The following is a 23038-nucleotide window of genomic DNA, read 5'->3' on the forward strand; positions in this document are numbered from 1 at the left end:
TCAATGCCGTCTGAAAAATGTGGTTTGGAAGACGTTGGGGGAGGTTGCCGAATATTCAAAAAACCGTATTTGTTCGGATAAACTGAACGAACATAATTACGTTGGCGTGGATAATCTCTTACAAAATAGAGAAGGTAAAAAGTTATCCGGTTATGTTCCAAGCGAAGGAAAAATGACAGAATATATTGTCAATGACATTTTGATTGGAAATATCCGTCCGTATTTGAAAAAAATCTGGCAGGCAGACTGCACGGGCGGAACAAACGGTGATGTTTTGGTTATCCGGGTAACAGATGAAAAGGTTAATCCAAAATATCTGTATCAGGTATTGGCCGATGATAAATTTTTTGCTTTTAATATGAAGCACGCCAAAGGTGCAAAAATGCCGCGTGGCAGCAAAGCAGCGATTATGCAATATAAAATCCCCATCCCCCCGCTCCCCGAACAGGAAAAAATCGTCGCCATCCTAGGCAAATTCGATACCCTGACCCACTCCGTCAGCGAAGGCCTGCCGCACGAAATCGCCCTGCGCCGCAAACAATACGAATATTACCGCGAACAGCTGCTTGCCTTCCCCAAGGCTGCCTGAAAAAGCAGCCTGCACTTTTTCAGGCAGCCCAATCCGAACATCAAACCGTTTATAGTGAATTAACAAAAATCAGGACAAGGCGGCGAGCCGCAGACAGTACAAATAGTACGGAACCGATTCACTTGGTGCTTGGGTGCCTTAGGGAATCGTTCTCTTTGAGCTAAGGCGAGCCAACGCAGTACCGGTTTAAATTTAATTCACTATAAAACCCGACACCGCAAAGGACGACCCATGAACCTCGAAACCAAACCCATCGCCGAAACGCCGAATTTCATCGTGCTCGACCAATATGAAAAAATCGAACAGTCGGGCAGCTACCAATCGGAAAACCGGTTGGAAGCGGAGTTAATCGCCGATTTGCAAAATCAGGGGTACGAATACCGCAAGGATTTGAACAGCCAAAGCAGGCTGCTGGAAAACCTGCGCGCCCAGTTGCAGCGGCTGAACGATGTGGCGTTTTCAGACGGCGAATGGGCGCGGTTTTTGACGGAATATCTGGACAGGCCGGCTGAAAACATTACCGATAAAACCCGCAAAATCCACGACGACCATATTTACGATTTCGCTTTTGATGACGGCCGTCTGAAAAACATTTATCTGCTGGACAAGAAAAACCTTGCCCGCAACCATGTGCAGCTTATCAACCAGTTTGAGCAGACGGGCACGCATGCAAACCGTTATGACGTTACCGTGTTGGTAAACGGCCTGCCGCTGGTGCAGATTGAATTGAAAAAGCGCGGTGTGGCGGTGCGCGAGGCATTCAATCAGGTGCACCGTTACAGCAAAGAGAGCTTCAACAGCGAAAATTCGCTGTTCAAATTCCTGCAAATCTTCGTGATTTCCAACGGCACGGACACGCGCTATTTCGCCAACACCACCAAGCGCGACAAAAACAGCTTCGATTTCACGATGAATTGGGCGCGGTCGGACAATCATCCGATTAAGGATTTGAAAGACTTTACCGCCACGTTCCTGCAAAAAAGCGTATTGCTGAGCGTTTTGCTGCATTACAGCGTGTTCGATGCGAATGATACGCTGCTGATTATGCGGCCGTACCAGATTGCCGCCGCCGAACGCATTTTGTGGAAAATCAACAGCTCGGCGCAGGCGAAGAATTGGAGCGGGCCGGAAAGCGGCGGCTATGTTTGGCATACCACGGGCAGCGGCAAAACGCTGACCGGCTTTAAGGCGGCGCGTCTGGCGACGGAATCGGCGTTTATCGACAAGGTTTTCTTCGTGGTGGACAGGAAGGATTTGGACTATCAGACGATGAAGGAATACCAACGTTTTTCGCCCGACAGCGTAAACGGCTCGGAAAGTACGGCGGGCTTGAAACGCAATTTGGAAAAAGACGGCAACAAAATCATCGTTACCACCATCCAAAAGCTGAACAACCTGATGAAAAGTGAAGATAATCTGCCGGTTTATCACCGGCAGGTTGTATTTATTTTCGACGAATGCCACCGCTCGCAATTCGGCGAAGCGCAAAAAAACCTGAAAAAGAAATTTAAAAAATTCTGCCAGTTCGGCTTTACCGGCACGCCGATTTTTCCCGAAAACGCTTTGGGCGCGGAAACCACGGCGGGCGTGTTCGGGCGGGAGCTGCATTCTTATGTGATTACCGATGCCATCCGCGATGAAAAAGTATTGAAATTCAAAGTGGATTACAACGATGTGCGCCCGCAGTTCAAAGCCGTGGAAGCGGAACAGGACGAGAAGGAACTGAGTGCCGCCGAAAACCGCCAAGCCCTGCTGCACCCCGAACGCATCCGCGAAATCACGCAATATATCCTGAGCCGGTTCAGGCAGAAAACGCACCGCTTGAATGCGGGCGGCAAAGGCTTCAACGCCATGTTTGCCGTCAGCAGCGTGGATGCGGCGAAGTGCTATTACGAAGCGTTCAAAACACAACAGGCAGGCAGCCTGCACCCGTTGAAAACAGCCACCATTTTTTCCTTTGCCGCCAACGAAGAGCAAAACGCCGTCGGTGAAATTGTTGACGAGACCTTTGAACCGGAAGCGATGGACAGCAGCGCGAAAGAATTTTTGCAGGCTGCCATCAACGATTACAACGCCTGTTTCAAAACCAATTTCGGCACGGACAGCAAAGCCTTTCAGAACTACTACCGCGATTTGGCAAAACGGGTGAAAAACCGGGAAGTGGACTTGCTGATTGTGGTCGGCATGTTTTTGACGGGTTTTGACGCACCGACGCTGAATACGCTGTTCGTCGATAAAAACCTGCGCTATCACGGCCTGATGCAGGCGTTTTCTCGCACCAACCGCATTTACGATGCTACCAAAACCTTCGGCAACATTGTCTGCTTCCGCGACTTGGAGCAGGCAACCATTGATGCGATCACGCTCTTCGGCGACAAAAACACCAAAAATATAGTGCTGGAAAAAAGCTACGAAGAATACATGAACGGCTATACCGACAGCCAGACCGGCGAAGCACGGCGCGGTTATCTGGATGTAGCAAAAGAATTGCACGAGCGTTTCCCCGATCCCGACAAAATCGAAACGGAAAAAGACAAAAAAGATTTTGCCAAACTCTTCGGCGAATACCTGCGGGCGGAAAACGTATTGCAGAACTACGATGAATTTGCCGCGCTGCGCGAATTGCAGAATGTGGACGCGGCGGACGAAGATGCGATGAAGGCGTTTCAGGAAAAATACTACCTGAGCGACGAAGACGTGCAGGAAATGCGGAAAGTGCCGATGCCGTCTGAAAGGGCGGTGCAGGACTACCGTTCCGCCTATAACGACATCCGAGACTGGCTGCGCCGCCAAAAAGCAGGCGAACAGAAAGAACAGTCAAAAATCGACTGGGACGATGTGGTTTTTGAGGTGGATTTGCTCAAATCGCAGGAAATCAATCTGGATTACATCCTGCAACTGGTTTTCGAGCATCACAAAAAAATCAAAGGCAAAGCGGAGCTGGTGGAAGAAATCCGCCGCATCATCCGCGCCAGCATCGGCCACCGCGCCAAAGAGGGCCTGATTGTGGATTTCATCAACGATACGGATTTGGACAAAGTGCCCGACGTTCCCGCCATACTGGAAACCTTCTACACCTACGCGCAAGAGGTGATGCGGCACGAAGCGGCAGGATTGATTGCCGCCGAAGGCCTGAACGAAACCGCCGCCAAACGCTATTTGACCGGCTCGCTCAAACGCGGCTATGCCAGCGAAAACGGCACGGAACTGACCGAAACCCTGCCGAAAATGAGTCCGCTCAACCCGCAATATCTGACGAAGAAACAAAGCGTCTTCCAAAAAATCGCGGCGTTTGTGGAGAAGTTTGCCGGAATAGGGGCCGATATTTGACAAAATGCCGTCTGAACCTTTCAGACGGCATTTTTGATTTTATGCGGAGGCGGTTTTTATTTTGACCTTGCTTTTCTTAAACTTCAATACGGCTTCTTCTTTCGCCGCATCCCAGTCTATCCGCACAAAGCCGCCGTCGGCGAGTTTGCCGAACAGGAGTTCGTCGGCGAGCGGTTTGCGGATTTTTTCCTGAATCAGGCGGTGCATCGGGCGCGCGCCCATTTGCGGGTCGAAACCTTTTTCTGCCAAGTATTTACGCAATGCCGGTGTGAATTCGGCTTCGACTTTTTTGTCGAGGAGCCGGTGTTCGAGCTGGAGCAGGAATTTGTCCACGACTTTGACGATGATGGGTTCGGACAAAGGTGCAAACGGGATGATCGCGTCCAAGCGGTTGCGGAACTCGGGCGTGAAGAGTTTGTTGATTGCCTGCATTTCGTCGCCGCGCTCGCGTTTGGCGGTAAAGCCTAGGCTGGGTCGGCTGAGGCTTTCTGCGCCTGCGTTGGTGGTCATGATCAGGATGACGTTGCGGAAATCGGCGCTCTTACCGTTGTTATCGGTCAGTTTGCCTGCGTCCATGACTTGCAGGAGGACGTTGAAAATATCTGGATGGGCTTTTTCGATTTCGTCCAAGAGCAACACGCAATGAGGCTGCTTGTTGACGGCTTCGGTCAAAAGGCCGCCTTGTTCAAAGCCGACGTAGCCCGGTGGCGCGCCGATGAGTCGCGATACGGCGTGGCGTTCCATGTATTCGGACATATCAAAGCGTTGCAGCGGTACGCCCATTGAGTAGGCAAGCTGTTTGGCGACTTCGGTTTTGCCGACGCCGGTAGGGCCGGAGAAGAGGAAGCTGCCTATCGGTTTGTCGGGCAGCCCCAAGCCCGAACGCGACATTTTGACGGCGGAAACCAGCGCGTCGATGGCGTCTTCCTGCCCGTAAACCATATTGTTCAAATCGCGGCCGAGGAATTGCAACACTTGTTTGTCGTCGTGCGACACGGTCTTTTCGGGAATCCGCGCGACTTTGGCGATGACGGTTTCGATTTGCGCTTTGCCGATGACTTTTTTCTGTTTGGATTTGGGCAGAATCCGTTGCGCCGCGCCTGCTTCGTCCATTACGTCGATGGCTTTGTCGGGCAGGAAGCGCTCGTTGATGTAGCGGGCGGAGAGTTCGGCGGCGGCTTCGAGTGCGCCTTGCGTGTAGCGGACTTGGTGGAAGGCTTCGAACATCGGTTTCAAGCCGCGCAGGATTTGAACGGTTTCGGCAACGGTGGGTTCGACCACGTCGATTTTCTGGAAGCGGCGGCTTAGGGCGTGGTCTTTGTCAAAAATAGTACGGTATTCGTCGTAAGTGGTTGCGCCGATACAGCGCAATGAACCTTTCGCCAATGCGGGTTTGAGCAGGTTGGACGCGTCCATCGTGCCGCCGCCGGTGCTGCCCGCGCCGATGATGGTGTGGATTTCGTCGATGAATAAAATGGCGTGCGGGATTTTTTCGAGCTGTTTCAAGACGGATTTGACCCGCGCTTCAAAGTCGCCGCGGTATTTTGTGCCCGCCAAAAGCGAACCCATATCCAGCGCGTACACTTCGGCCTCTTTGAGCGCGTCGGGAATGTCGTCGTTGACGATTTGATGTGCCAAACCGTCCGCCAGCGCGGTTTTGCCCACGCCTGCTTCGCCGACCAAAAGCGGATTGTTTTTGCGGCGGCGGCACAGGATTTGCACCAGCCGTTCCATTTCGTGTTTGCGACCAATCAAAGGATCGATACGGCCGGCTTTGACTTCGGCGTTGAGGTTGACGGTGTACGCCGATAAAGGGTTTTTGCCCGGTTTGGTGCGGTTCTCATTATCGTCGTCCATGCCGTCTGAAAAATAGTTGCCATCGTCTTCATCTTCATCGGGAGAGCCGTGGGCAATACAGCGCAAAACTTCAAAACGCGTAACCGATTGCAGCTTGAGGAAATAGACGGCGTGGCTGTCGGTTTCGCTCATCAGCGCGACCAAAACGTCCAAAGGCTCGGCCAAGCCTTTGCCTGCCGATTGGGTATGCACCATCGCCCGCTGGATGACGCGTTGGAAGCCGAGCGTGGGCCGGGTTTCGACCGTGTCTAAAAGGTGGTCGGGAATCAGGGGGGTGTTTTCGGCAACGCTGGCGGCGAGTTGTTCGGACACCGCTTTTAAATCCGCACCGCAGAGTTTTAAGACGTTCGGCACGGCGGCATCTTCTTCGATGAGTACCAAAAGCAGATGCTCGAGGCTGATAAATTCATAATGAGCCTTACGCGCCTCGCGGTAAAGCTGCTGCAAAATCTGTTCCAATTCAGGGGCAAGCATATTAAATCTCCTCGACAATACATTGCAGCGGATGTCCTTCGGCTTTTGCCCGCTGCATGACTTGTTGCTGTTTGGTTTGGGCGATATCGCGCGTGTAAGTGCCGCACAGGCCTTTGCCTTCGTGATGAACCGAGAGCATTACCGCTACCGCCTGTTCCTGCCCGAGCATAAAGATTTCGGTCAGGATTTCAACGACAAATTCCATCGTGGTGTAATCGTCGTTCAATAAAAATACGCCGTAACGTTTCGGCGGCAGGGTGTTCAGGCGGTGCAAAAGCGTGTCGGATTGGTGTTGCGCGGTCATAGCGTGTCCCATTTGAAAGCCGCGTTCAGACGGCATTTTTGTTGTATTTTCGGTACTTTCGCCTATTTTCCCACTTTTTTGAAAACATAGCTTGACGTTTTGTCTTAACAAATGTAAAAAGACGGTTAAGCAAAAGTCGGCACTCGACCAAGTATATAAAGCTGGGTAGAAACGCTGAACGTTTAAGTTTGCTGTATGCCTTATTTTGCTGATTTTGTTAATTTTTAAGTATAGGAAGTTTCTAATGGCAACCGGTATCGTAAAATGGTTTAACGACGCTAAAGGTTTTGGTTTCATCACTCCTGACGAAGGCGGCGAAGATTTGTTCGCACACTTCTCAGCGATCAATATGGAAGGTTTCAAAACCCTGAAAGAAGGCCAACGCGTCTCTTTCGACGTAACCACCGGCCCTAAAGGCAAACAGGCCGCCAACATTCAGGCAGCTTAATTCCTGATGTACGGTCAAATGTATATTTGAAAACGGCGGGACAGGCAATGTCCCGCCGTTTTTGTCTGCCGTTTTGCCGATGGCGGAAAAGTCCCCAATCCCCGCCCGCCTTATCCTGAACTTGTGTGTACCCTGTTGTGGGCAAGTGGCTTAGTATTTTGACGGATAAGGGAAAATCAGTGCTGATGAAAAAAATGTGCAATGTCGCCGGTAAAAGGCGGTGCGGCATAAAACGGCAAACGGGCAGGCACGGGGCAAAACGCGCCGCCTTCGTCTTCAGACGGCATCGGCAGGGCGTTCAGCTTCCGGCAACCGTCATCCCCGCAATCAGAATCGAACCGATTTTGTTGGACGAACGCCGCAAAGCGTCATCCGCCACGCCGACGATGTCGCGGTACATATCCTGCAAGCGTCCGGCAACGGTAATCTCGTGGACGGGGTAGGCAATCACGCCGTTTTCCACCCAAAAACCCGCCGCGCCGCGCGAATAGTCGCCGGTGATGGTGTTCGCACCCTGTCCCATCAATTCGGTTACCAGCAATCCCGTGCCCATTTCTTTCAGCAGGTCGGATTGCGTTTCGTGCGTATGGTTCAAATACAGGTTGTGCGCGCCGCCGGCGTTGCCCGTGGTCTGCATTCCGAGTTTGCGCGCGCTGTAACTGCCGAGGAAATAGCCTTCGACAATGCCGTTTTGAATCACGAAGCGCGGCGCGGTGGCAACACCTTCCGCATCAAAATAGCTGCTGCGGAAAGAGCGGGGGATGTGCGGTTCTTCGCGCAGGTTGAGGAAATCGGGCAGGACTTTTTTGCCGATGCTGTCGATCAGGAAACTGCTTTGGCGGTAGAGCGCGCCGCCGGAGAGTGTGCCGACGAGGTGTCCGATCAGCCCGCCCGAAACGGTGGTATCGAAGAGGACGGGGTAGCTGCCTGTCGGGATGCTGCGGCTGCCGAGTCGGCGCAAAGTGCGGCGGGCGGCGGTTTGACCGATGGTTTCGGGGCTGTCCATATCCGGATGGCGGCAGGCGGAATCGTACCAGTAGTCGCGCTGCATTCCGTTTTCGTCGGCGGCAACGACGCTGCAGGAAATGCTGTGGTGCGTGCTTTGCCGGTGTGCGGCAAAACCGTGGGTGTTGCCGTAAACGTATTGGTAGTGTCCGGTTTGCACCGCCGCGCCTTCGGAGTTTTCGATGCGGCTGTCCGTGTCCAACGCTGCCTGTTCGCATTGTTTTGCCAAGCCGACGGCGGCTTCCGTATCCAAATCCCATTCGTGGTAAAGGTCGGGGTCGCCGATGTGTTGCGCCATCAACTCGGGGTCGGCAAGTCCGGCGCAACCGTCTTCGGCGGTGTGGCGGGCGATGTCGGCGGCGGCGCGGACGGTGTCGCGCAGGGCTTGTTCGGAGAAGTCGGCGGTGCCGGCGCGGCCTTTGCGTTTGCCGACGTAAACGGTAATGTCCAGCGATTTGTCCTGCTGGAACTCGATTTGTTCGATTTCGCCCAAGCGCACGCTGACGCTTTGTCCGAGCGATTCGCTGAAGTCGGCTTCGGCGGCGGTCGCGCCCGCTGCTTTTGCCAAGTCGAGCGTGCGGCGGCAGAGGTCGAGGAGTTCGGAAGCGGTGTGGTTGAACAGCATAACAATCTTTCTTGGTGGAGCGTTGCGGCATTTTAACCGTTTCGGGCGGCAGGGGCAAAAGCGTGCCGCTTGCAGGGCGTGCGGTGCAAAAAGCCGTCTGAACGCGGCGGCATTCTGTTAAAATACGCTATTGGAAAAAATTCGAGAATCAAGATGTTTGAACAAGAAGACGAGTGGATCAGCAAAACCCAAATGAAAAAGCAGATGAACGGTTTGCAGGATTTGGGTATGGAACTGACCAGGCTCTCAAACGACACGCTGAAAAAAATCGGTTTGGATGAAGATTTGTACGAGGCCGTCGTTACCTATAAAAAAATTACGTCCAACGGCGCGCTCAAACGTCAGGCGCAATTTATCGGACGTCTGATGCGCGATACCGATCCCGCGCCCATCGAGGCGTTCCTTGCCAAGCTGCGCGGCGACGATGCGGCGCACAACGCCTTTTTGCAACGCGTGGAACAGGCGCGTGTACGGTTGTTGGCAGACGAGGGCGCGCTGACGCAGTTTATGTCCGATTTTCCAAACGCCGACGCGGGCAGGCTGAGGACGCTCGTCCGCAACACCAAAAAAGAACAGGAACAGGACAAACCGCCGAAAAACTTCCGCGCCCTGTTTCAAGAATTGAAAACCGTGATGGAAAACGGGGGCGCGGAAATTTAGGCATATTTTCAGACGGCATCCGCCGTTATTTAGATTGGAAGATAAAATGTTGTTCCGTAAAACGACCGCCGCCGTTTTGGCGGCAACCTTGATACTGAACGGCTGTACGATGATGTTGCGGGGGATGAACAACCCGGTCAGCCAAACAATTACCCGCAAACACGTTGACAAAGACCAAATCCGCGCCTTCGGTGTGGTTGCCGAAGACAATGCCCAATTGGAAAAGGGCAGCCTGGTGATGATGGGCGGGAAATACTGGTTCGCCGTCAATCCCGAAGATTCGGCGAAGCTGACGGGCCTTTTGAAGGCCGGGTTGGACAAGCCCTTCCAAATAGTTGAGGATACCCCGAGCTATGCCCGCCACCAAGCCCTGCCGGTCAAATTCGAAGCGCCCGGCAGCCAGAATTTCAGTACCGGAGGTCTTTGCCTGCGCTATGATACCGACAGACCTGACGACATCGCCAAGCTGAAACAGCTTGAGTTTAAAGCGGTCAAACTCGACAATCGGACCATTTACACGCGCTGCGTATCCGCCAAAGGCAAATACTACGCCACACCGCAAAAACTGAACGCCGATTATCATTTTGAGCAAAGTGTGCCCGCCGATATTTATTATACGGTTACTGAAAAACATACCGACAAATCCAAGCTGTTTGGAAATATCTTAGTATACGCCCCCCTTGTTGATATTGGATGCGGCGGCCGCGGTGCTGGTCTTGCCTATGGCTCTGATTGCAGCCGCGAATTCCTCAGACAAATGAACGGCAATGCCGTCTGAAAAGCCTTCAGACGGCATTTCAAGCACACCCGCACTGTAAAACCCCGCGCTATGTCAGTCAAAATCCAAACCCGCCCCGTCAATACCGACGTTTTCAATCATTTGCTCGCCGCCGGCGCCGATCCTTTAATCGCCCGGCTTTGTGCCTCGCGCGGTGTGCAAAGTCCTGCCGAGTTGGACGACAAACTCGCTTCCCTCCTGCCTTATCAATCGCTGACGAATTGCGAAGCCGCCGCCGGCCGTTTGGCGGATGCGGTTGAACGCAAGGAAAAAATCCTGATTGTCGCCGACTATGATGCCGACGGCGCGACCGCGTGCGCCGTCGGTTTGGACGGTTTGGCGGCGATGGGCGCGAAAGTGGATTTCCTCGTGCCCAACCGCTTTGAGCACGGCTATGGCTTAACGCCCGAACTCGCCGAAATCGCCGCCGCGCAAGGCGTGGATTTGCTGATTACGGTGGATAACGGCATTGCCAGTATTGCAGGCGTGGCGCGCGCGCAGGCTCTGGGTTTGGATGTCATCGTTACCGACCACCATTTGCCAGCCGATACCGTACCCGACTGCATCATCGTCAATCCGAACCAAAAAGGCTGCGGTTTTCCAAGCAAAAGCTTGGCGGGCGTGGGCGTGATTTTTTATGTGTTGACGGCGTTGCGTGCCGAACTGCGCCGCCGCAATTATTTTTCAGACGGCATCAAAGAGCCGAATCTGGGCGGCCTTTTGGATTTGGTCGCACTCGGTACCGTCGCCGATGTCGTCCCCCTCGACCACAACAACCGCATCCTCGTGTCGCAAGGTTTGAAACGGATGCGTTCGGGCAAAATGCGCCCCGGCATCCGCGCCTTGTTTGAAGTGGCGCGGCGCGATTGGCGCAAGGCTCAGCCGTTTGATATGGGCTTTGCGTTGGGCCCGCGCATCAACGCCGCCGGACGGCTGGACGATATGTCGGTCGGCATCGCCTGCCTGTTGGCGCGAGATGATTCCGAAGCGCAGGAACTGGCGGCTCGGTTAAACAACCTCAATATCGAACGCCGCGAAATCGAGCAGTCTATGCTGCGAGACGCGTTGAACGCCTTTCCCGAAACCCTGCCTTCAGGTCAGACGACTTTGGTGGCGTATCGCGACGACTTCCATCAAGGCGTGGTCGGCATTGTTGCCAGCCGCCTCAAAGACCGTTTTTACCGTCCGACCATCGTGTTTGCGCCGGCGGACAACGGCGAAGTGCGCGGTTCGGGACGCTCCATTCCCAATCTGCACTTGCGCGATGCTTTGGACTTGGTGTCCAAACGCCATCCCGATTTGATTTTGAAATTCGGCGGACACGCGATGGCGGCGGGTTTAAGCATACTTGAACACAATATTCCCGCGTTTCAGACGGCCTTTGAAGAAGCCGTGCGTGAGATGGTGTGCGAAGACGATTTGTCGCAAACCTATATTACTGACGGCAGCCTGCCCGCCTGCGACATCACGTTGGAACAGGCGCAAAACCTCGCCTGCCACGTTTGGGGGCAGGGCTTTGCGCCGCCGAGCTTTACCGACGAGTTCCACGTCGTTCGCCAGCAGCCTTTGGGCGCGGAAGGCAAACACAAAAAAGCGTGGTTGCAAAAAGACGGCTGCGAATTTGAAGCGATGTTCTGGCGTTGCAGCGAAGACATTCCCGAATACATCCGCACGGTGTACCGCCCCGTTGCCAACGAATGGCGCGACAACCTCGAATTGCAGCTTTATATCGACTACTGGGAAGCGGCGTAGAGGCGGCGGAACGCCGTTTGAATGTGATTTCTGTTCCTTCATTTGCTTGTTTGTACGACGGGAATGTTCCCAATCGGAAAAGAAAGTAAAGGGCGTTAATTTTTGTTAATCATCCCTTCTTAGGGACGCAATATATAAGGTGCATCAAATTTCAGACTCCGCCACAAAAGCAGGGTCTGATTTTTTAAGGGGCAATCTGTTATAATGACGCGTTGCCGCCGCGAGGGCGGCGTGATTCGGACGGCGTAGTTTCTACGCCTTTTGCTTATGGTTTTCGGCATCTTGCGGAATCGTACCGCCTGATGCAGTCTGAACACGGTTGCCCGTGGAGATGCCGCTCTTCGGGTCAGAATATTTATGCTGAAAAAATGGTTGAATAAGATGCTGCCTTCCGGTCGGAGCAGTAAAAAAGCGGAAAGTAAAACGGTCATTCCTGCCGAAAGACACAACATCCGTGCCGAAATGTTGAGCTTTGCCGCCGAAAACGTCATACGCCGCCTGAAAGGGGCGGGGTTTCAGGCTTATGTGGTCGGCGGTGCGGTCAGAGACCTGCTGCTCGGCATCGAACCCAAAGATTTCGATGTCGCAACTGATGCCACGCCCGAACAGGTGCACAAACTCTTCCGCCGCAGCCGCATCATCGGCAGGCGTTTTCAGATTGTCCATGTGATGAACGGTGCGGAGATTATCGAAGTAACGACGTTTCGCGGCGGTGCGAAGGTTCATCAGAACGCGCACGGCAGAATCATGAAGGACAACACCTACGGCAGCATCGAAGAAGATGCGATGCGGCGCGATTTTACCTGCAATGCCTTGTATTACGATCCTGAAAAAGAAGAGATTTTGGATTTCCACAACGGGATTGCCGATGTTGCCGCCCGCAGGCTGGTTATGATTGGTAATGCCGCCGAACGCTATCAGGAAGACCCTGTCAGGATTTTGCGCGCCATCCGCCTGTCGGGCAAATTGGGCTTTGAGCTGTCGGAAGAAACCGCCGCACCGATTGCCGAATCGATATGCCGTCTGAAGCACGAACCTGTGGCAAGGCTGTTCGACGAAATCATGAAACTGCTGTTTTCAGGGCACGCGCGCGAGTGTCTGAAACGTTTGAACGGATTTGACATACCGGACATCCATCCGCTGCTCAATGCTTTGCGCGTTTCAGACGGCATCGCCGGAAAAATGACGGCGCTTGCCCTGAAAAATACCGATGAGCGGCTGCGTGCCGACAAATCGGTTTCGGTCGGTTTCGTACTGGCGGCCCTGATGTGGCCAGAGTTGGACCGCCATTGGAAAAGCAATCTGCAACAGGGTTTGAAACCTACGCCCGCCCTGTCCGATGCAATCAATACGATGCGCGAAACCGTCGAACGCGGTTGGGGCGTGCCGCAACGCTTTTCCGCCACGATGCGTGAAATTTGGATGTTCCAGCCGCAGTTTGAAAACCGCAAAGGCGCACGTCCGCACAAACTGTTTGCACAGGCGCGTTTCCGTGCCGCCTATGATTTCCTGCTCTTGCGCGCCGAAACCGGCAATGCGGACCGCGCACTTGCCGAGTGGTGGACGGCGTTTCAGACGGCATCGGCGGAACAGCGGACGGAAATGACCAAAAACGAGGCCGCCGCCCGGCACGAAAAAAACGAAGGACAGGAGAAAAAACGCCGCCGTCGCAGGCGCAAACCCAAGCCGAAGGTTGTGGGAACGGATTGGGAATAACGGTCAACAGACAAGGAACAATGAAGTTTCAACACATAGGATGAAGCATAAAGTGCCGATTCATGTATTATTCTGATTTGTAAGGGGCTTCATCCCTGCAAATAAAGTCTGACCCTGCCGCCCGGAAAAAGGATGTCCGGGTGGGCAGGGTTCAAGCAACAAGGAAAAATTGATGAAAAAATGTATTTTGGGCATTTTGACCGCGTGTGCCGCCATGCCTGCATTTGCCGACAGAATCAGCGATTTGGAAGCACGTCTGGCGCAGTTGGAACACCGTGTCGCCGTATTGGAAAGCGGCGGCAATACCGTCAAAATCGACCTTTTCGGTTCAAATTCCACCATGTATGTATGCAGCGTTACGCCTTTTCAGAAGACGTTTGAGGCAAGCGATCGGAATGAAGGCGTGGCGCGGCAGAAAGTGCGTCAGGCGTGCAACCGCGAAACTTCGGCAATGTTTTGCGGAGATGAGGCAATCCGATGCAGAAAATTCGATTGATGTATCGGTTGGACGGATAAAGAAACGGATACGGAGCTTGGCTTCCGTCTCTGTTTTTCTCTGCCCGATTTTCCATGCATCGGGTTTCAGACGGCATTGGAGTGTCAGTCGTGTTCTGCCGATTCGTAGGCTTCGACGATTTTTTGCACCAGAGGATGCCGGACAACGTCTTCGCCGGTGAAGGTATGGAAATACAGTCCTGCCACGCCGTGCAGTTTCTCACGTGCGTCTTTCAATCCCGATTTGATGTTTTTGGGCAGGTCGATTTGGCTGGTGTCGCCGGTAATGACGGCTTTCGCGCCGAAGCCGATGCGGGTCAGGAACATTTTCATTTGTTCGGGCGTGGTGTTTTGCGCTTCGTCGAGGATGATGTATGCGCCGTTGAGCGTCCTGCCGCGCATATAGGCGAGCGGGGTGATTTCAATCAGGCCTTTTTCAATCAGCTTGGTTACACGGTCAAAGCCCATCAGGTCATAGAGGGCATCATAAAGCGGACGGAGGTAGGGATCGACTTTTTGGGTCAGGTCTCCGGGCAGGAAGCCCAGTTTCTCACCGGCTTCGACGGCAGGCCGCACTAAAATGATGCGTTCGACTTGGTGTTTTTCCATCGCATCGACGGCGGCGGCGACGGCGAGATAGGTTTTGCCCGTACCTGCCGGCCCGAGACCGAATACGATGTCGTGGTCGAGCAGGGCGCGGATATAGCCGTTCTGCCGTGGCGTTCTGCCGCCTATGCTGCCGCGCTTGGTTCGGAAATAATAGGCGTGTTCGTGATTTTTTTCCTGATGCCCGGCATCTTCGGTTTGGGTTTCGACGGCGGCAAGGCGGATGATGCTGTCGTTTAGGTCGCGCGTCTGCGCCGTTTCCAAGAGTTTGAGCAGTGCGCGTTTGCCGGCGTGTGCAAATGCACCGTTGAAAGTGAAATGTTCAAAACGGCGGCTGATATGGATGTCGAGTGCTTTGGCGAGCGAATCGAGGTTGCTGTCGAAAGAACCGCACAGGCGTTGCAGCGTCGGGTTGTCGGTTTCTTCCAAGTGCAGGTGGACGGTATGGGTCATATTTGAATCCGAAGGTTGTTTTGCGTCATTTTAATCTATTTTTCGGGCGTTTTCGCGCCGTGTTCCGCGCCGCCTGACGGAATACGGCAATCAGTCTGCCGATAACGGCATCTTCGCCGAATGTTGCGAGGCAGTCGGTTCTGAGCTGTTCGGCGGAAAAATCGGCATGGTGTTCATATATTTTGAGAAGGGCTAGGACATCGGCATCGTCAACGGAAACGAGGTATCCGTTGCCGTCTGAAACGATGGATTCCGCGCCGCCGCAATGTATGGCGATGACGGGCAACCCTTGCGAGAGGGCTTCGATATAGACCACGCCGAAGGTTTCGGTGCGGCTGGCGAGGATGAAGGCGTCGCTGTTCCTCATCAAATCCAAGATTGCTTCGGGTTGCAGTGCGCCTAAAAATGTAACGGCATGGGCGATGCCCAAGTCTGCCGCCTGCTGTTTCAGCCGCTGTTCTTCCTGTCCGCTGCCGCCGATGTTCAGGCGCAGTTGCGGGCATTGTGCCAACGCCCGGGCAAAAGCAGTGAGCAGGACATCGTGTCCTTTGAGGCGGCGAAGGTGCGAGACGGTGCAGAACACGAAATGCGGTTTGTTATTTTTTTCTTTTTATTCAAATGTTTGCTTGAATATTCCACCCGGTATGTTGGGGAGGTACTGCCATTCGCAGCCGTATTTGTGTTGCAGGACGTGTGCGAAATGGCGGCTGACGGCGAGACGTGCGGAGGCGGGCGCCGCTGCTTTTTCCATCGGCTGCCATTGGTGGTGACGGATCAGACCGCGCGTGATGGTGCTGCTGTGTTCGGTTAAAACGTAGGGAATGCCGTATTTTTCGGAAATTTTTTGGGCAAGTATGCCTGCATAGTTCATGCAGTGGGCGTGAATCAGGTCGGGCAGTCCGTTTTCGCGGATGTAGTGTTTGAAGGCTTTCAAACCGGCGCGCACCCAGCGGATGCGGTCGATGTCGATAAACGGAAAGCGGGGAAGAAATACATGCTGCGCCATGCGTAGATGTCCAAACCGCTTTGCCGGTATCGGGCAAAACCGTAAGGACCGGTCAGGATGCTTGCTGTTTCTTTCCGCAGATAACGGAACATGGGGGCGAGGATGGCGGTTTTGATGCCTTTGCGTTGGAGGGCCTGTGCTTGATTTTGGAAAAATATTCCGTCCACATCCTGTTCGGATCGTGGATACCATAAGGGGATGACGAGGACGTGCAACGGTTCGGACATAATATGATTCAGTATCGGAAAGACGGTTATTATAAGGCAGACCGATCGAATATTTAAATTGTTGTCTTATGCTAACGCAATTTAGCGTACCTATATGTTAGATTGGCGGTTTTTCAAGTAAGGATACGGATATGCTGCGTTCTATTTTGGCGGCTTCCCTGCTGGCGGTATCTTTTCCGGCGGCGGCTGAGGCATTGAATTACAATATTGTCGAATTTTCCGAATCGGCGGGTATCGAGGTGGCTCAGGATACAATGTCCGCGCGTTTCCAGGTGGCGGCGGAAGGACGGGACAAAAATGCCGTCAATGCCGAGTTTGTTAAAAAATTCAACAATTTCACCAGAAAATCGAAAAATGGTAGCTTTAAAACCGAATTGGTATCGCGCAGTGCGATGCCGCGCTATCAATATACCAACGGCAGACGCATTCAAACAGGCTGGGAGGAGCGTGCGGAATTTAAGGCGGAGGGCAGGGATTTTGATGCTTTAAACCGTTTTATTGCTGATGTTCAGACGGATGCTTCGCTTGAAGATACCGATTTCAGCGTGTCGCGCGAACGCCGAAACGAGGTCATCGATCAGGTCAGCAAGGATGCCGTTTTGCGTTTCAAGGCGCGTGCCGAAAAACTGGCGGGCGTTCTGGGTGCGTCCGGTTATAAAATCGTCAAATTGAATTTTGGGCAAATCGGCAGCCATATTGCGGGCGATGGGGCTGTTCGGGCAAAAATGCTGCGCGCGATGCCGATGGCGGCAAGCGTCAATATGAAGGGTACGGATTCAGCCGCACCGGGTGTGGAGGAAATCAGCATCAGCATCAATGGGACGGTTCAGTTCTAACCACGGATAAATAGGTAGATGCCGTCTGAAACCCGACGATAAGGGTTCAGACGGCATTTTGTATTTCAGGCTTTGGGCAGGGTTACGCCGGTTTGTCCCATGTATTTGCCGTTGCGGTCTTTGTATGAAGTTTCACACACTTCGTCGCTCTCGAAGAAGAGGACTTGCGCCACGCCTTCGCCTGCGTAGATTTTGGCGGGCAGGGGGGTGGTGTTGGAAAACTCGAGGGTAACGTAGCCTTCCCATTCCGGCTCGAACGGGGTAACGTTGACGATGATGCCGCAGCGGGCGTAGGTGGATTTGCCCAAACAGACGGTCAGGACGTTGCGCGGAATGCGGAAATATTCGACCGTGCGCGCCAGTGCGAAGGAATTGGGCGGGATGATGCAGCAGTCGTCTTCGACGGTAACGAAATTTTTCGGGTCGAAGTTTTTGGGATCGACGATGGTGCTGTTGATGTTGGTAAAAATTTTAAATTCATTGGCGCAGCGGATATCGTAGCCGTAGCTGGACGTACCGTAGGAGATGATGCGCTGTCCGTCGGCTTCTTTGATTTGGTTCGGCTCGAAGGGATCAATCATGCCGAATTCTTCGCTCATTCGGCGTATCCATTTGTCGGACTTGATGCTCATGGGGTTTCCTTGTTTTTTGCGGTGTTCGGATAAAGCATTGGGGGATGCTGTTTGAAAAACGGGGGGTTATTTGTTTTTGGGCAGTTTCACTTCTTTAATCATGCCGTGTTCGCATTTCATAATAAAAGAGGGTTTCGCCGTTTTGCGAGGCGGCGAACCTGCCGTGTGCCAAGCCTTGTTTGAACGTGCCCGACAATGCCATATTGCGGAATTTGGTACTGTCGGAATTGAACGGCTCGAGAAATACTTCGCGGCCGGCGGCAACGGTATAAACGCCTTGCCCGTCGAATTTGCCGTTTTTGAATGAACCGGTATAACCGCGCCCATCCCGGCAACGCCATATGCCTTTGCCTGAAGGAAGCCCGTCTTTTCCGATCCCGCCTTCGTAGGTGCAGCCGGTTTCCTGATAGGGGCTTAGGACGGCGGTCTGGGCGGGGAGGGCGAACATCATGGCGGGCAGTAGGAATGCGAGATGTTTAAGCATAAGGGTTATTCCATTGGATTTTGGCTGACGGTATAAAAGCCGTCTGAAAAATCAATCTTGCCAGCCGCCCAAATAGGAAACCAGCTCTTCCAACATGGTGCTGACGGATTCCGCCATCAGGATTTGCGAGGCGAAGGCAAGGCCGGCGGCATCGTCGCCGTTGCTTTCGGCTTCTTCCTGCAATACGTCGAGGTATTGGATGCGCTTGAGTGTGAAGTCTTGAGTGAGGATAAAGGCGATTTGTTCGCGCCAAACCAAACCGAGCCGGGTAACGGTTTTACCGTTTTTGACGTGTTGAACCACTTCGTCGGCGGTTAAGTCTTGTTTGGATACTTTGACGACGGGAACAATATCGCCCGTACCTTTGAGTTCGCAATCGCTGTCTAATTCAAAACCGCCTTCGCAATGCCCTTGCAACAGCCAGCCGGTCATCAGGGAAGAGGGCGATTGTTTGGTATTCGGCAGCGAGGCTTCCAAACCGCCCAAAGCTTCGCGCAGCTTGGTCAGGATGTTTTCCGCTTTGGCGGAAGCCGCGTTATTGACGAGCAGGTAGCCGTGGCGGGTGTTAAACACCGCTTCTGTACGGCTGCTGCGGGTAAACGCTCGGGGCAGCAGGTCGTCTGTAATTTGCTCTTTAAGCTCTTGTTTTTCTTTGCGACCGACATTGCGGGCTTCATTGTTTTGGATTTCCGCTACCTTCTCTTCCAAAATATCGCGGATGACGCCGGCAGGCAGGACTTTTTCCTCTTTTTTCAGGGCGACGCGCAAGGTAAAGTCGGCAGGGAAAACGAGTTCGGGCGAAAAAGAAACCGGTGCGGTAAAGCCTTCGCTGAACCAGTCCAAACCTTGGCAATGGGTAAATTCAGCTTCAGCAAGTTTGTCGGCAAGTACGTCCGCCTCAGGCAGCTTTTCTTTGTTGAGCGGATAAAAACTAATCTGCTTGAACCACATAATGTTTCCTATTGTTTGAAATGTCGGGAATTATTTGCTGAATTGTTTTTTCACACTGACTTTGGTTTTCTTCTTGAAGCGGTTTTTCTCTTCCTTTCGGCCTTCGCGTTTCTCAATACGGTTGCTCAGGCTGACGCGGCGCAGCGGTTTTTTCTTCGGTTTGTCTTCCGCATTTTCATACGGGTTTTCCGAAACATTGTATTGAATCCGCAACGGCGTGCCTTGCAGGTTGAAGGCTTTGCGGAAGGTCTGGGTCAGATAGCGCGTATAGCTGTCGGAAATCGCGTGCAGCGAATTGCCGTGTACCACAATCACCGGCGGATTCATGCCGCCTTGGTGGGCATAACGCATTTTCGGACGCACCAAGCCGGCACGCGGCGGCTGTTGGCGTCCGACGGCGGTTTGCAATACGCGCGTGATTTTCGGCGTCGGCATCTTAATCATCGCCGCGTTGTAGGCAGCTTGAATGCTTTCAAACAAACCGTCTATACCGCGCTCTTTCAACGCGGAAATAAAGTGGAACTTGGCAAAATCGAGGAAATACAGTTTGCGGGAAATGTCGCGTTTCACTTGTTCGCGCCGCTCTTCGCTGATGCCGTCCCATTTGTTGACGGCAACTACCAGCGCGCGTCCCGCTTCCAAAGCAAAACCGGCAATCGTCGCATCTTGGTCGGCAATGTCCTGTTGCGCGTCCAATACCAAAACAGCAACGTTTGCCGCTTCAACCGCCTGCATGGCTTTGATAACGGAGAACTTTTCCACCGCTTCATCCACTTTGCCGCGACGGCGCACGCCTGCGGTATCGATGATGGTAAACGGTTTGCCTTCGCGCTCGAAATCGATGTGGATGCTGTCGCGCGTTGTGCCTGCCATATCGAAGGCGATGACGCGTTTTTCGCCGAGAATGGCGTTAACCAGCGTAGATTTGCCGACGTTCGGACGACCGATAACGGCAAAAACGGGATGTTTTGCATCGGCTTCTTCGGCTTCAGGCTCGGGGAAGTTTTCTAAAATTTCTTCAATCAGGTAATACACGCCGTCGCCGTGCGCGCCGGAAATAACGTGCGGCTCGCCCAATGCCAGCTCGTAAAACTCGGCGGCAAGTACGGCCCTGTCGCCGCCCTCGCCTTTATTCACGGCCAAATAAACGGGACGCGGACTTTGGCGCAAACGGTCGGCAATAATCTTGTCTTGCGGTGTTAAACCGGTACGGCCGTCCACCAAAAACACAACCGCATCGGCTTCATCGACAGCCTGCAAGGTTTGTTTTGCCATTTCGTGCAAAATGCCGCTGTCCACAACCGGCTCGAAACCGCCGGTATCGATGACAAAATAAGGTTTGCTGCCGACTTTGCCGTGTCCGTAATGGCGGTCGCGGGTCAGACCCGGCAGGTCATGCACGAGCGCGTCTTTGGTGCGCGTCAAACGGTTGAACAAGGTAGATTTGCCGACGTTGGGGCGGCCGATAAGCGCGATGGTTGGTTTCATGATTGGGTCTTTCTGTGTCAAGTGCCGTTCGGTAGAACTGAACACGAGCAGGTGTCCGTTGGGACACGGCGGATGGTTTTACGGGAATTGCCGTAGGATGGGGTTGTCTGAAATGCCGTCTGAAGAGAGAGCGGCATTTCAGACGGTATTTATTTCAGCGAATCGAGTTTCATTTGAAGCAATTCGCGACCGACAGAATCTTGAGGCATTTTTTCCAAAGCCTGTCCGTAGTTTTTTAAGGCTTCCTGGCTTTTTTCCTGTGCGGCATAAACATCGCCTTTAGTTTCCATCAGCAGGGGGGCGAAGTCCGCCTCAACCGGCGTGTCGAGTGCGGCAAGCGCGGCATCGTATTTTTTTTGTTGCAACAACACAACGCCCAGACGCTGCGCCGCCAACGCCTGAATCAGGCTGTCTTTTTGGTTGGACAACACCCATTTCAAATGACCTTCGGCAACATCGTAACGCTGCGCGTCAAATTCGGTTGCCGCCGCCATCAGCGTGGCTTGGGCGGCGGAAATGGAATGGGGGTAGCTTTGTTGGAGTTTGGACAGTTCGGCATTGATTTCGCTTTGCGGGGCTTTGTTTTGCGCCTTTTCCACGATGTTTGCCAGCACCGCCGCCGCTTCCTGATTTTGGGAAGCCGCACGGTTTTGGTAAACCGTGTATCCCAAGTAGCCGAGTGCCGCCAAAATCAGCAGGGCAAACAGCCATTTGCCCGTGGTTTTCCAAAAATATTTAAAGTTGTCTAACTCTTGTTGTTCTTCGAGATGGGCTGCCATTTATGCGTTCTTCCATTGTTGTAAAGTATCTGTCAAGTCGGTGGCGGAAACGGTTTGCTGACCGTGTGCGCCGTTCATGTCTTTGAGCGTAACGGTACCGTCCGCCAGTTCGTCTTGCGCGACAATCAGGGCAAAGCGCGCGCCGCTGTTGTCGGCTTTTTTCATTTGCGCCTTCAGGCTTTGATAGCCGGAATGCTGTATTACATTGAAACCTTGCGCGCGCAAGGCTTGTGCGTATTTCATCACCTGCAAGTCCGCCCCTTCGCCTTGGTGCATTGCATAGACATCAGGCGCGGCGTTCACTTCCAGCGAACCGTATTCGCTCACCAAAAGCAGCAGCCGTTCGATGCCCATCGCAAAGCCGATGGACGGCGCAGGCTTGCCGCCGAGTTCTTCAATCAAACCGTCGTAACGTCCGCCGCCGCACACAGTCGCCTGCGCGCCGAGTTTGTCGGTCGTCCACTCAAAAACCGTCTGATTGTAATAATCCAAACCGCGAACCAAGCGCGAATTTTCAATATATTGAATACCCAAACCGTCCAACATCGCCTTGAAGCGTGCATAGTGGTTTTGCGAAGCCTCGCCCAAGTAATCTACCAAACGCGGCGCGGCATTGCAGATTTCCTGCAAATCAGGGTTTTTCGTATCCAAAACGCGCAAAGGATTGGTTTTCAGACGGCGTTTGCTGTCTTCGTCCAGTTGCGCTTCATAGCGGGTCAGATATTCAACCAATGCCGCACGGTGTGCCGCGCGTTCCTCACGGTTGCCCAAGCTGTTGATTTCCAAAGTCAGGTATTCGCGAATACCCAATTTTTCCCACAAGTCGGCAGACATTGCGATGATTTCCGCATCAATATCCGGCCCTTCAAAACCCAAAGCCTCGATACCGACCTGATGAAATTGGCGGTAGCGTCCTTTTTGCGGACGCTCGCGGCGGAACATCGGCCCCATATACCACAGCTTTTGCGGGCTGTTGTACAGAAGGTTGTGTTCGACCACCGCACGCAGACAAGAGGCCGTACCTTCGGGACGCAGGCTCAAACTCAAAGAATCGTTTGAATCGGAGAAGGTGTACATTTCCTTGCCGACTACATCGGTTTCCTCGCCGATGGAGCGGACAAACAAACCGGTTTGCTCGACAATCGGCGTACGGATTTGCTGATAACCGTAAGCTCGCGTCCAACGGTTTACCGTATCCTCAAACGCCTGCCAAAACACAGCCGTGAGTTTGAAATCTTTTTGCCCGACAGGCAGAAGGTCGTTCATGCCTTTGACGGATTGGATTTTTTGTGCCATTTCAAAAAGGGGGTGCTGAAATCAAATTGCGGGCGATTATAGCGGATTTTTAAGGGCTTGTGAGGATGGAGATGGTTTGCGGACGGGTAAAAATGCCGTCTGAAACAGTTTTCAGACGGCATTTGACTTACTCTGCGCGCCCTTGCCTGATTTGTCCGACTGCAAACTCCGTCTGCCGCTTGGGATGATGTGTGAAAAACAATTTATTTGAAATCGCCTCCGCTTTTTTCGGCACGACCGCCAAAAT

At 53.2% G+C, this 23038-nt stretch carries 21 protein-coding genes and 2 pseudogenes; 9 read left to right on the plus strand and 14 right to left on the minus strand.

The window, feature by feature from the left end:
- Positions 1–19: 19 nt before the first annotated feature.
- Positions 20–589 carry a restriction endonuclease subunit S gene (locus tag DFR77_RS00880; protein ID WP_225577397.1) on the plus strand — a complete coding sequence of 190 codons (570 nt, stop codon included), beginning with the start codon at positions 20–22 and terminating at the stop codon, positions 587–589.
- Positions 590–820: 231 nt separating this feature from the next.
- Entirely contained in the window at positions 821–3919 is a 3099-nt protein-coding gene (locus DFR77_RS00890) for a type I restriction endonuclease subunit R (protein WP_003692800.1), read from the plus strand.
- 39 nt (positions 3920–3958) lie between these two features.
- On the opposite strand, the gene clpA is transcribed toward DFR77_RS00890, so the two are convergent.
- Positions 3959–6250, minus strand: a complete 2292-nt coding sequence (clpA, locus tag DFR77_RS00895; RefSeq protein WP_003694941.1) for an ATP-dependent Clp protease ATP-binding subunit ClpA — start codon at positions 6248–6250, stop codon at positions 3959–3961.
- A gap of 1 nt (position 6251) precedes the next feature.
- Positions 6252–6554: an ATP-dependent Clp protease adapter ClpS gene (clpS, locus tag DFR77_RS00900; RefSeq protein ID WP_010951037.1), complete on the minus strand. Its 303-nt coding sequence runs from the start codon at positions 6552–6554 to the stop codon at positions 6252–6254.
- Between the two features lie 244 nt (positions 6555–6798).
- Here clpS and DFR77_RS00905 point away from each other — a divergent pair, with 244 nt between their 5' ends.
- Positions 6799–7002 carry a cold-shock protein gene (locus DFR77_RS00905; RefSeq protein WP_002217533.1) on the plus strand — a complete coding sequence of 68 codons (204 nt, stop codon included), beginning with the start codon at positions 6799–6801 and terminating at the stop codon, positions 7000–7002.
- A gap of 298 nt (positions 7003–7300) precedes the next feature.
- Here the strand turns inward: DFR77_RS00905 and pmbA are convergent, their stop codons facing one another.
- Entirely contained in the window at positions 7301–8632 is a 1332-nt protein-coding gene (gene pmbA, locus DFR77_RS00910) for a metalloprotease PmbA (RefSeq protein WP_003687847.1), read from the minus strand.
- A gap of 153 nt (positions 8633–8785) precedes the next feature.
- On the opposite strand from pmbA, the gene yjgA reads away from it, so the two are divergent.
- The 5 genes from yjgA to DFR77_RS00940 all read left to right on the plus strand — a co-directional run bounded on the left by yjgA (position 8786) and on the right by DFR77_RS00940 (position 14034).
- A complete protein-coding gene (yjgA, locus tag DFR77_RS00915; RefSeq protein WP_025455780.1) occupies positions 8786–9292 on the plus strand; it encodes a ribosome biogenesis factor YjgA in 507 nt (168 codons plus the stop codon).
- A gap of 46 nt (positions 9293–9338) precedes the next feature.
- Positions 9339–10070: a hypothetical protein gene (locus DFR77_RS00920; RefSeq protein ID WP_003696856.1), complete on the plus strand. Its 732-nt coding sequence runs from the start codon at positions 9339–9341 to the stop codon at positions 10068–10070.
- A 51-nt stretch (positions 10071–10121) separates the two neighbouring features.
- Positions 10122–11822 (plus strand): single-stranded-DNA-specific exonuclease RecJ, encoded by a 1701-nt coding sequence (recJ, locus tag DFR77_RS00925; protein ID WP_003687851.1) that lies wholly within the window; start codon positions 10122–10124, stop codon positions 11820–11822.
- Between the two features lie 357 nt (positions 11823–12179).
- Positions 12180–13538, plus strand: a complete 1359-nt coding sequence (locus DFR77_RS00935; protein ID WP_003692805.1) for a polynucleotide adenylyltransferase PcnB — start codon at positions 12180–12182, stop codon at positions 13536–13538.
- 172 nt (positions 13539–13710) lie between these two features.
- Positions 13711–14034: a hypothetical protein gene (locus DFR77_RS00940; RefSeq protein ID WP_003687855.1), complete on the plus strand. Its 324-nt coding sequence runs from the start codon at positions 13711–13713 to the stop codon at positions 14032–14034.
- Between the two features lie 104 nt (positions 14035–14138).
- Here the strand turns inward: DFR77_RS00940 and DFR77_RS00945 are convergent, their stop codons facing one another.
- From DFR77_RS00945 to DFR77_RS14620, 4 genes are read right to left on the minus strand one after another with little or no spacing between them, the layout of a single operon-like run.
- A complete protein-coding gene (locus tag DFR77_RS00945) occupies positions 14139–15092 on the minus strand; it encodes a PhoH family protein (RefSeq protein WP_003690870.1) in 954 nt (317 codons plus the stop codon).
- Between the two features lie 25 nt (positions 15093–15117).
- The gene (locus DFR77_RS14610; protein WP_010357421.1) at positions 15118–15675 is read right to left on the minus strand and encodes a glycosyltransferase; all 558 of its coding nucleotides are present in this window, start codon (positions 15673–15675) and stop codon (positions 15118–15120) included.
- Between the two features lie 27 nt (positions 15676–15702).
- A complete protein-coding gene (locus DFR77_RS14615; RefSeq protein ID WP_020996794.1) occupies positions 15703–16098 on the minus strand; it encodes a glycosyltransferase in 396 nt (131 codons plus the stop codon).
- The gene (locus DFR77_RS14620) at positions 16023–16325 is read right to left on the minus strand and encodes a hypothetical protein (protein ID WP_003694948.1); all 303 of its coding nucleotides are present in this window, start codon (positions 16323–16325) and stop codon (positions 16023–16025) included. Before DFR77_RS14620 ends, DFR77_RS14615 begins: the two co-directional genes overlap by 76 nt.
- Before the next feature lie 131 nt (positions 16326–16456).
- On the opposite strand from DFR77_RS14620, the gene DFR77_RS00965 reads away from it, so the two are divergent.
- Positions 16457–17161 carry an SIMPL domain-containing protein gene (locus DFR77_RS00965; protein ID WP_003692807.1) on the plus strand — a complete coding sequence of 235 codons (705 nt, stop codon included), beginning with the start codon at positions 16457–16459 and terminating at the stop codon, positions 17159–17161.
- Between the two features lie 65 nt (positions 17162–17226).
- Here DFR77_RS00965 and dcd read toward each other — a convergent pair whose 3' ends face one another.
- The 7 genes and pseudogenes from dcd to DFR77_RS01000 form a co-directional block, all read right to left on the minus strand.
- Entirely contained in the window at positions 17227–17793 is a 567-nt protein-coding gene (gene dcd / locus DFR77_RS00970) for a dCTP deaminase (RefSeq protein WP_003687863.1), read from the minus strand.
- A gap of 66 nt (positions 17794–17859) precedes the next feature.
- Positions 17860–18277: pseudogene (locus DFR77_RS00975) on the minus strand (hypothetical protein).
- Between the two features lie 51 nt (positions 18278–18328).
- A complete protein-coding gene (locus DFR77_RS00980; RefSeq protein ID WP_003687870.1) occupies positions 18329–19228 on the minus strand; it encodes a recombination-associated protein RdgC in 900 nt (299 codons plus the stop codon).
- 30 nt (positions 19229–19258) lie between these two features.
- Entirely contained in the window at positions 19259–20716 is a 1458-nt protein-coding gene (der, locus tag DFR77_RS00985) for a ribosome biogenesis GTPase Der (protein ID WP_010357432.1), read from the minus strand.
- Positions 20717–20865: 149 nt separating this feature from the next.
- Positions 20866–21495: a YfgM family protein gene (locus DFR77_RS00990; protein ID WP_003690875.1), complete on the minus strand. Its 630-nt coding sequence runs from the start codon at positions 21493–21495 to the stop codon at positions 20866–20868.
- The gene (gene hisS / locus DFR77_RS00995; protein ID WP_003696863.1) at positions 21496–22791 is read right to left on the minus strand and encodes a histidine--tRNA ligase; all 1296 of its coding nucleotides are present in this window, start codon (positions 22789–22791) and stop codon (positions 21496–21498) included.
- A gap of 127 nt (positions 22792–22918) precedes the next feature.
- Positions 22919–23038: pseudogene (locus DFR77_RS01000) on the minus strand (peptidase C39); the annotation flags it as partial.

Origin of the sequence: Neisseria gonorrhoeae, from assembly GCF_003315235.1 — a bacterium.
Classification (GTDB): domain Bacteria; phylum Pseudomonadota; class Gammaproteobacteria; order Burkholderiales; family Neisseriaceae; genus Neisseria; species Neisseria gonorrhoeae.

Excerpts from the sequence above, each read along its gene's own strand:
- DFR77_RS00965 (WP_003692807.1), top strand. The coding sequence starts at position 16,457 with ATGCTGCGTTCTATTTTGGCGGCTTCCCTGCTGGCGGTATCTTTTCCG.
- DFR77_RS14615 (WP_020996794.1), bottom strand. The coding sequence starts at position 16,098 with ATGGCGCAGCATGTATTTCTTCCCCGCTTTCCGTTTATCGACATCGAC.
- recJ (WP_003687851.1), top strand. The coding sequence starts at position 10,122 with ATGTCAGTCAAAATCCAAACCCGCCCCGTCAATACCGACGTTTTCAAT.
- DFR77_RS00990 (WP_003690875.1), bottom strand. The coding sequence starts at position 21,495 with ATGGCAGCCCATCTCGAAGAACAACAAGAGTTAGACAACTTTAAATAT.
- DFR77_RS00980 (WP_003687870.1), bottom strand. The coding sequence starts at position 19,228 with ATGTGGTTCAAGCAGATTAGTTTTTATCCGCTCAACAAAGAAAAGCTG.
- yjgA (WP_025455780.1), top strand. The coding sequence starts at position 8,786 with ATGTTTGAACAAGAAGACGAGTGGATCAGCAAAACCCAAATGAAAAAG.
- pmbA (WP_003687847.1), bottom strand. The coding sequence starts at position 8,632 with ATGCTGTTCAACCACACCGCTTCCGAACTCCTCGACCTCTGCCGCCGC.
- clpS (WP_010951037.1), bottom strand. The coding sequence starts at position 6,554 with ATGACCGCGCAACACCAATCCGACACGCTTTTGCACCGCCTGAACACC.
- DFR77_RS14620 (WP_003694948.1), bottom strand. The coding sequence starts at position 16,325 with ATGTCCGAACCGTTGCACGTCCTCGTCATCCCCTTATGGTATCCACGA.
- DFR77_RS00935 (WP_003692805.1), top strand. The coding sequence starts at position 12,180 with ATGCTGAAAAAATGGTTGAATAAGATGCTGCCTTCCGGTCGGAGCAGT.
- der (WP_010357432.1), bottom strand. The coding sequence starts at position 20,716 with ATGAAACCAACCATCGCGCTTATCGGCCGCCCCAACGTCGGCAAATCT.
- dcd (WP_003687863.1), bottom strand. The coding sequence starts at position 17,793 with ATGAGCATCAAGTCCGACAAATGGATACGCCGAATGAGCGAAGAATTC.
- DFR77_RS00905 (WP_002217533.1), top strand. The coding sequence starts at position 6,799 with ATGGCAACCGGTATCGTAAAATGGTTTAACGACGCTAAAGGTTTTGGT.
- DFR77_RS00920 (WP_003696856.1), top strand. The coding sequence starts at position 9,339 with ATGTTGTTCCGTAAAACGACCGCCGCCGTTTTGGCGGCAACCTTGATA.
- DFR77_RS00940 (WP_003687855.1), top strand. The coding sequence starts at position 13,711 with ATGAAAAAATGTATTTTGGGCATTTTGACCGCGTGTGCCGCCATGCCT.
- DFR77_RS00945 (WP_003690870.1), bottom strand. The coding sequence starts at position 15,092 with ATGACCCATACCGTCCACCTGCACTTGGAAGAAACCGACAACCCGACG.
- hisS (WP_003696863.1), bottom strand. The coding sequence starts at position 22,791 with ATGGCACAAAAAATCCAATCCGTCAAAGGCATGAACGACCTTCTGCCT.
- clpA (WP_003694941.1), bottom strand. The coding sequence starts at position 6,250 with ATGCTTGCCCCTGAATTGGAACAGATTTTGCAGCAGCTTTACCGCGAG.
- DFR77_RS00890 (WP_003692800.1), top strand. The coding sequence starts at position 821 with ATGAACCTCGAAACCAAACCCATCGCCGAAACGCCGAATTTCATCGTG.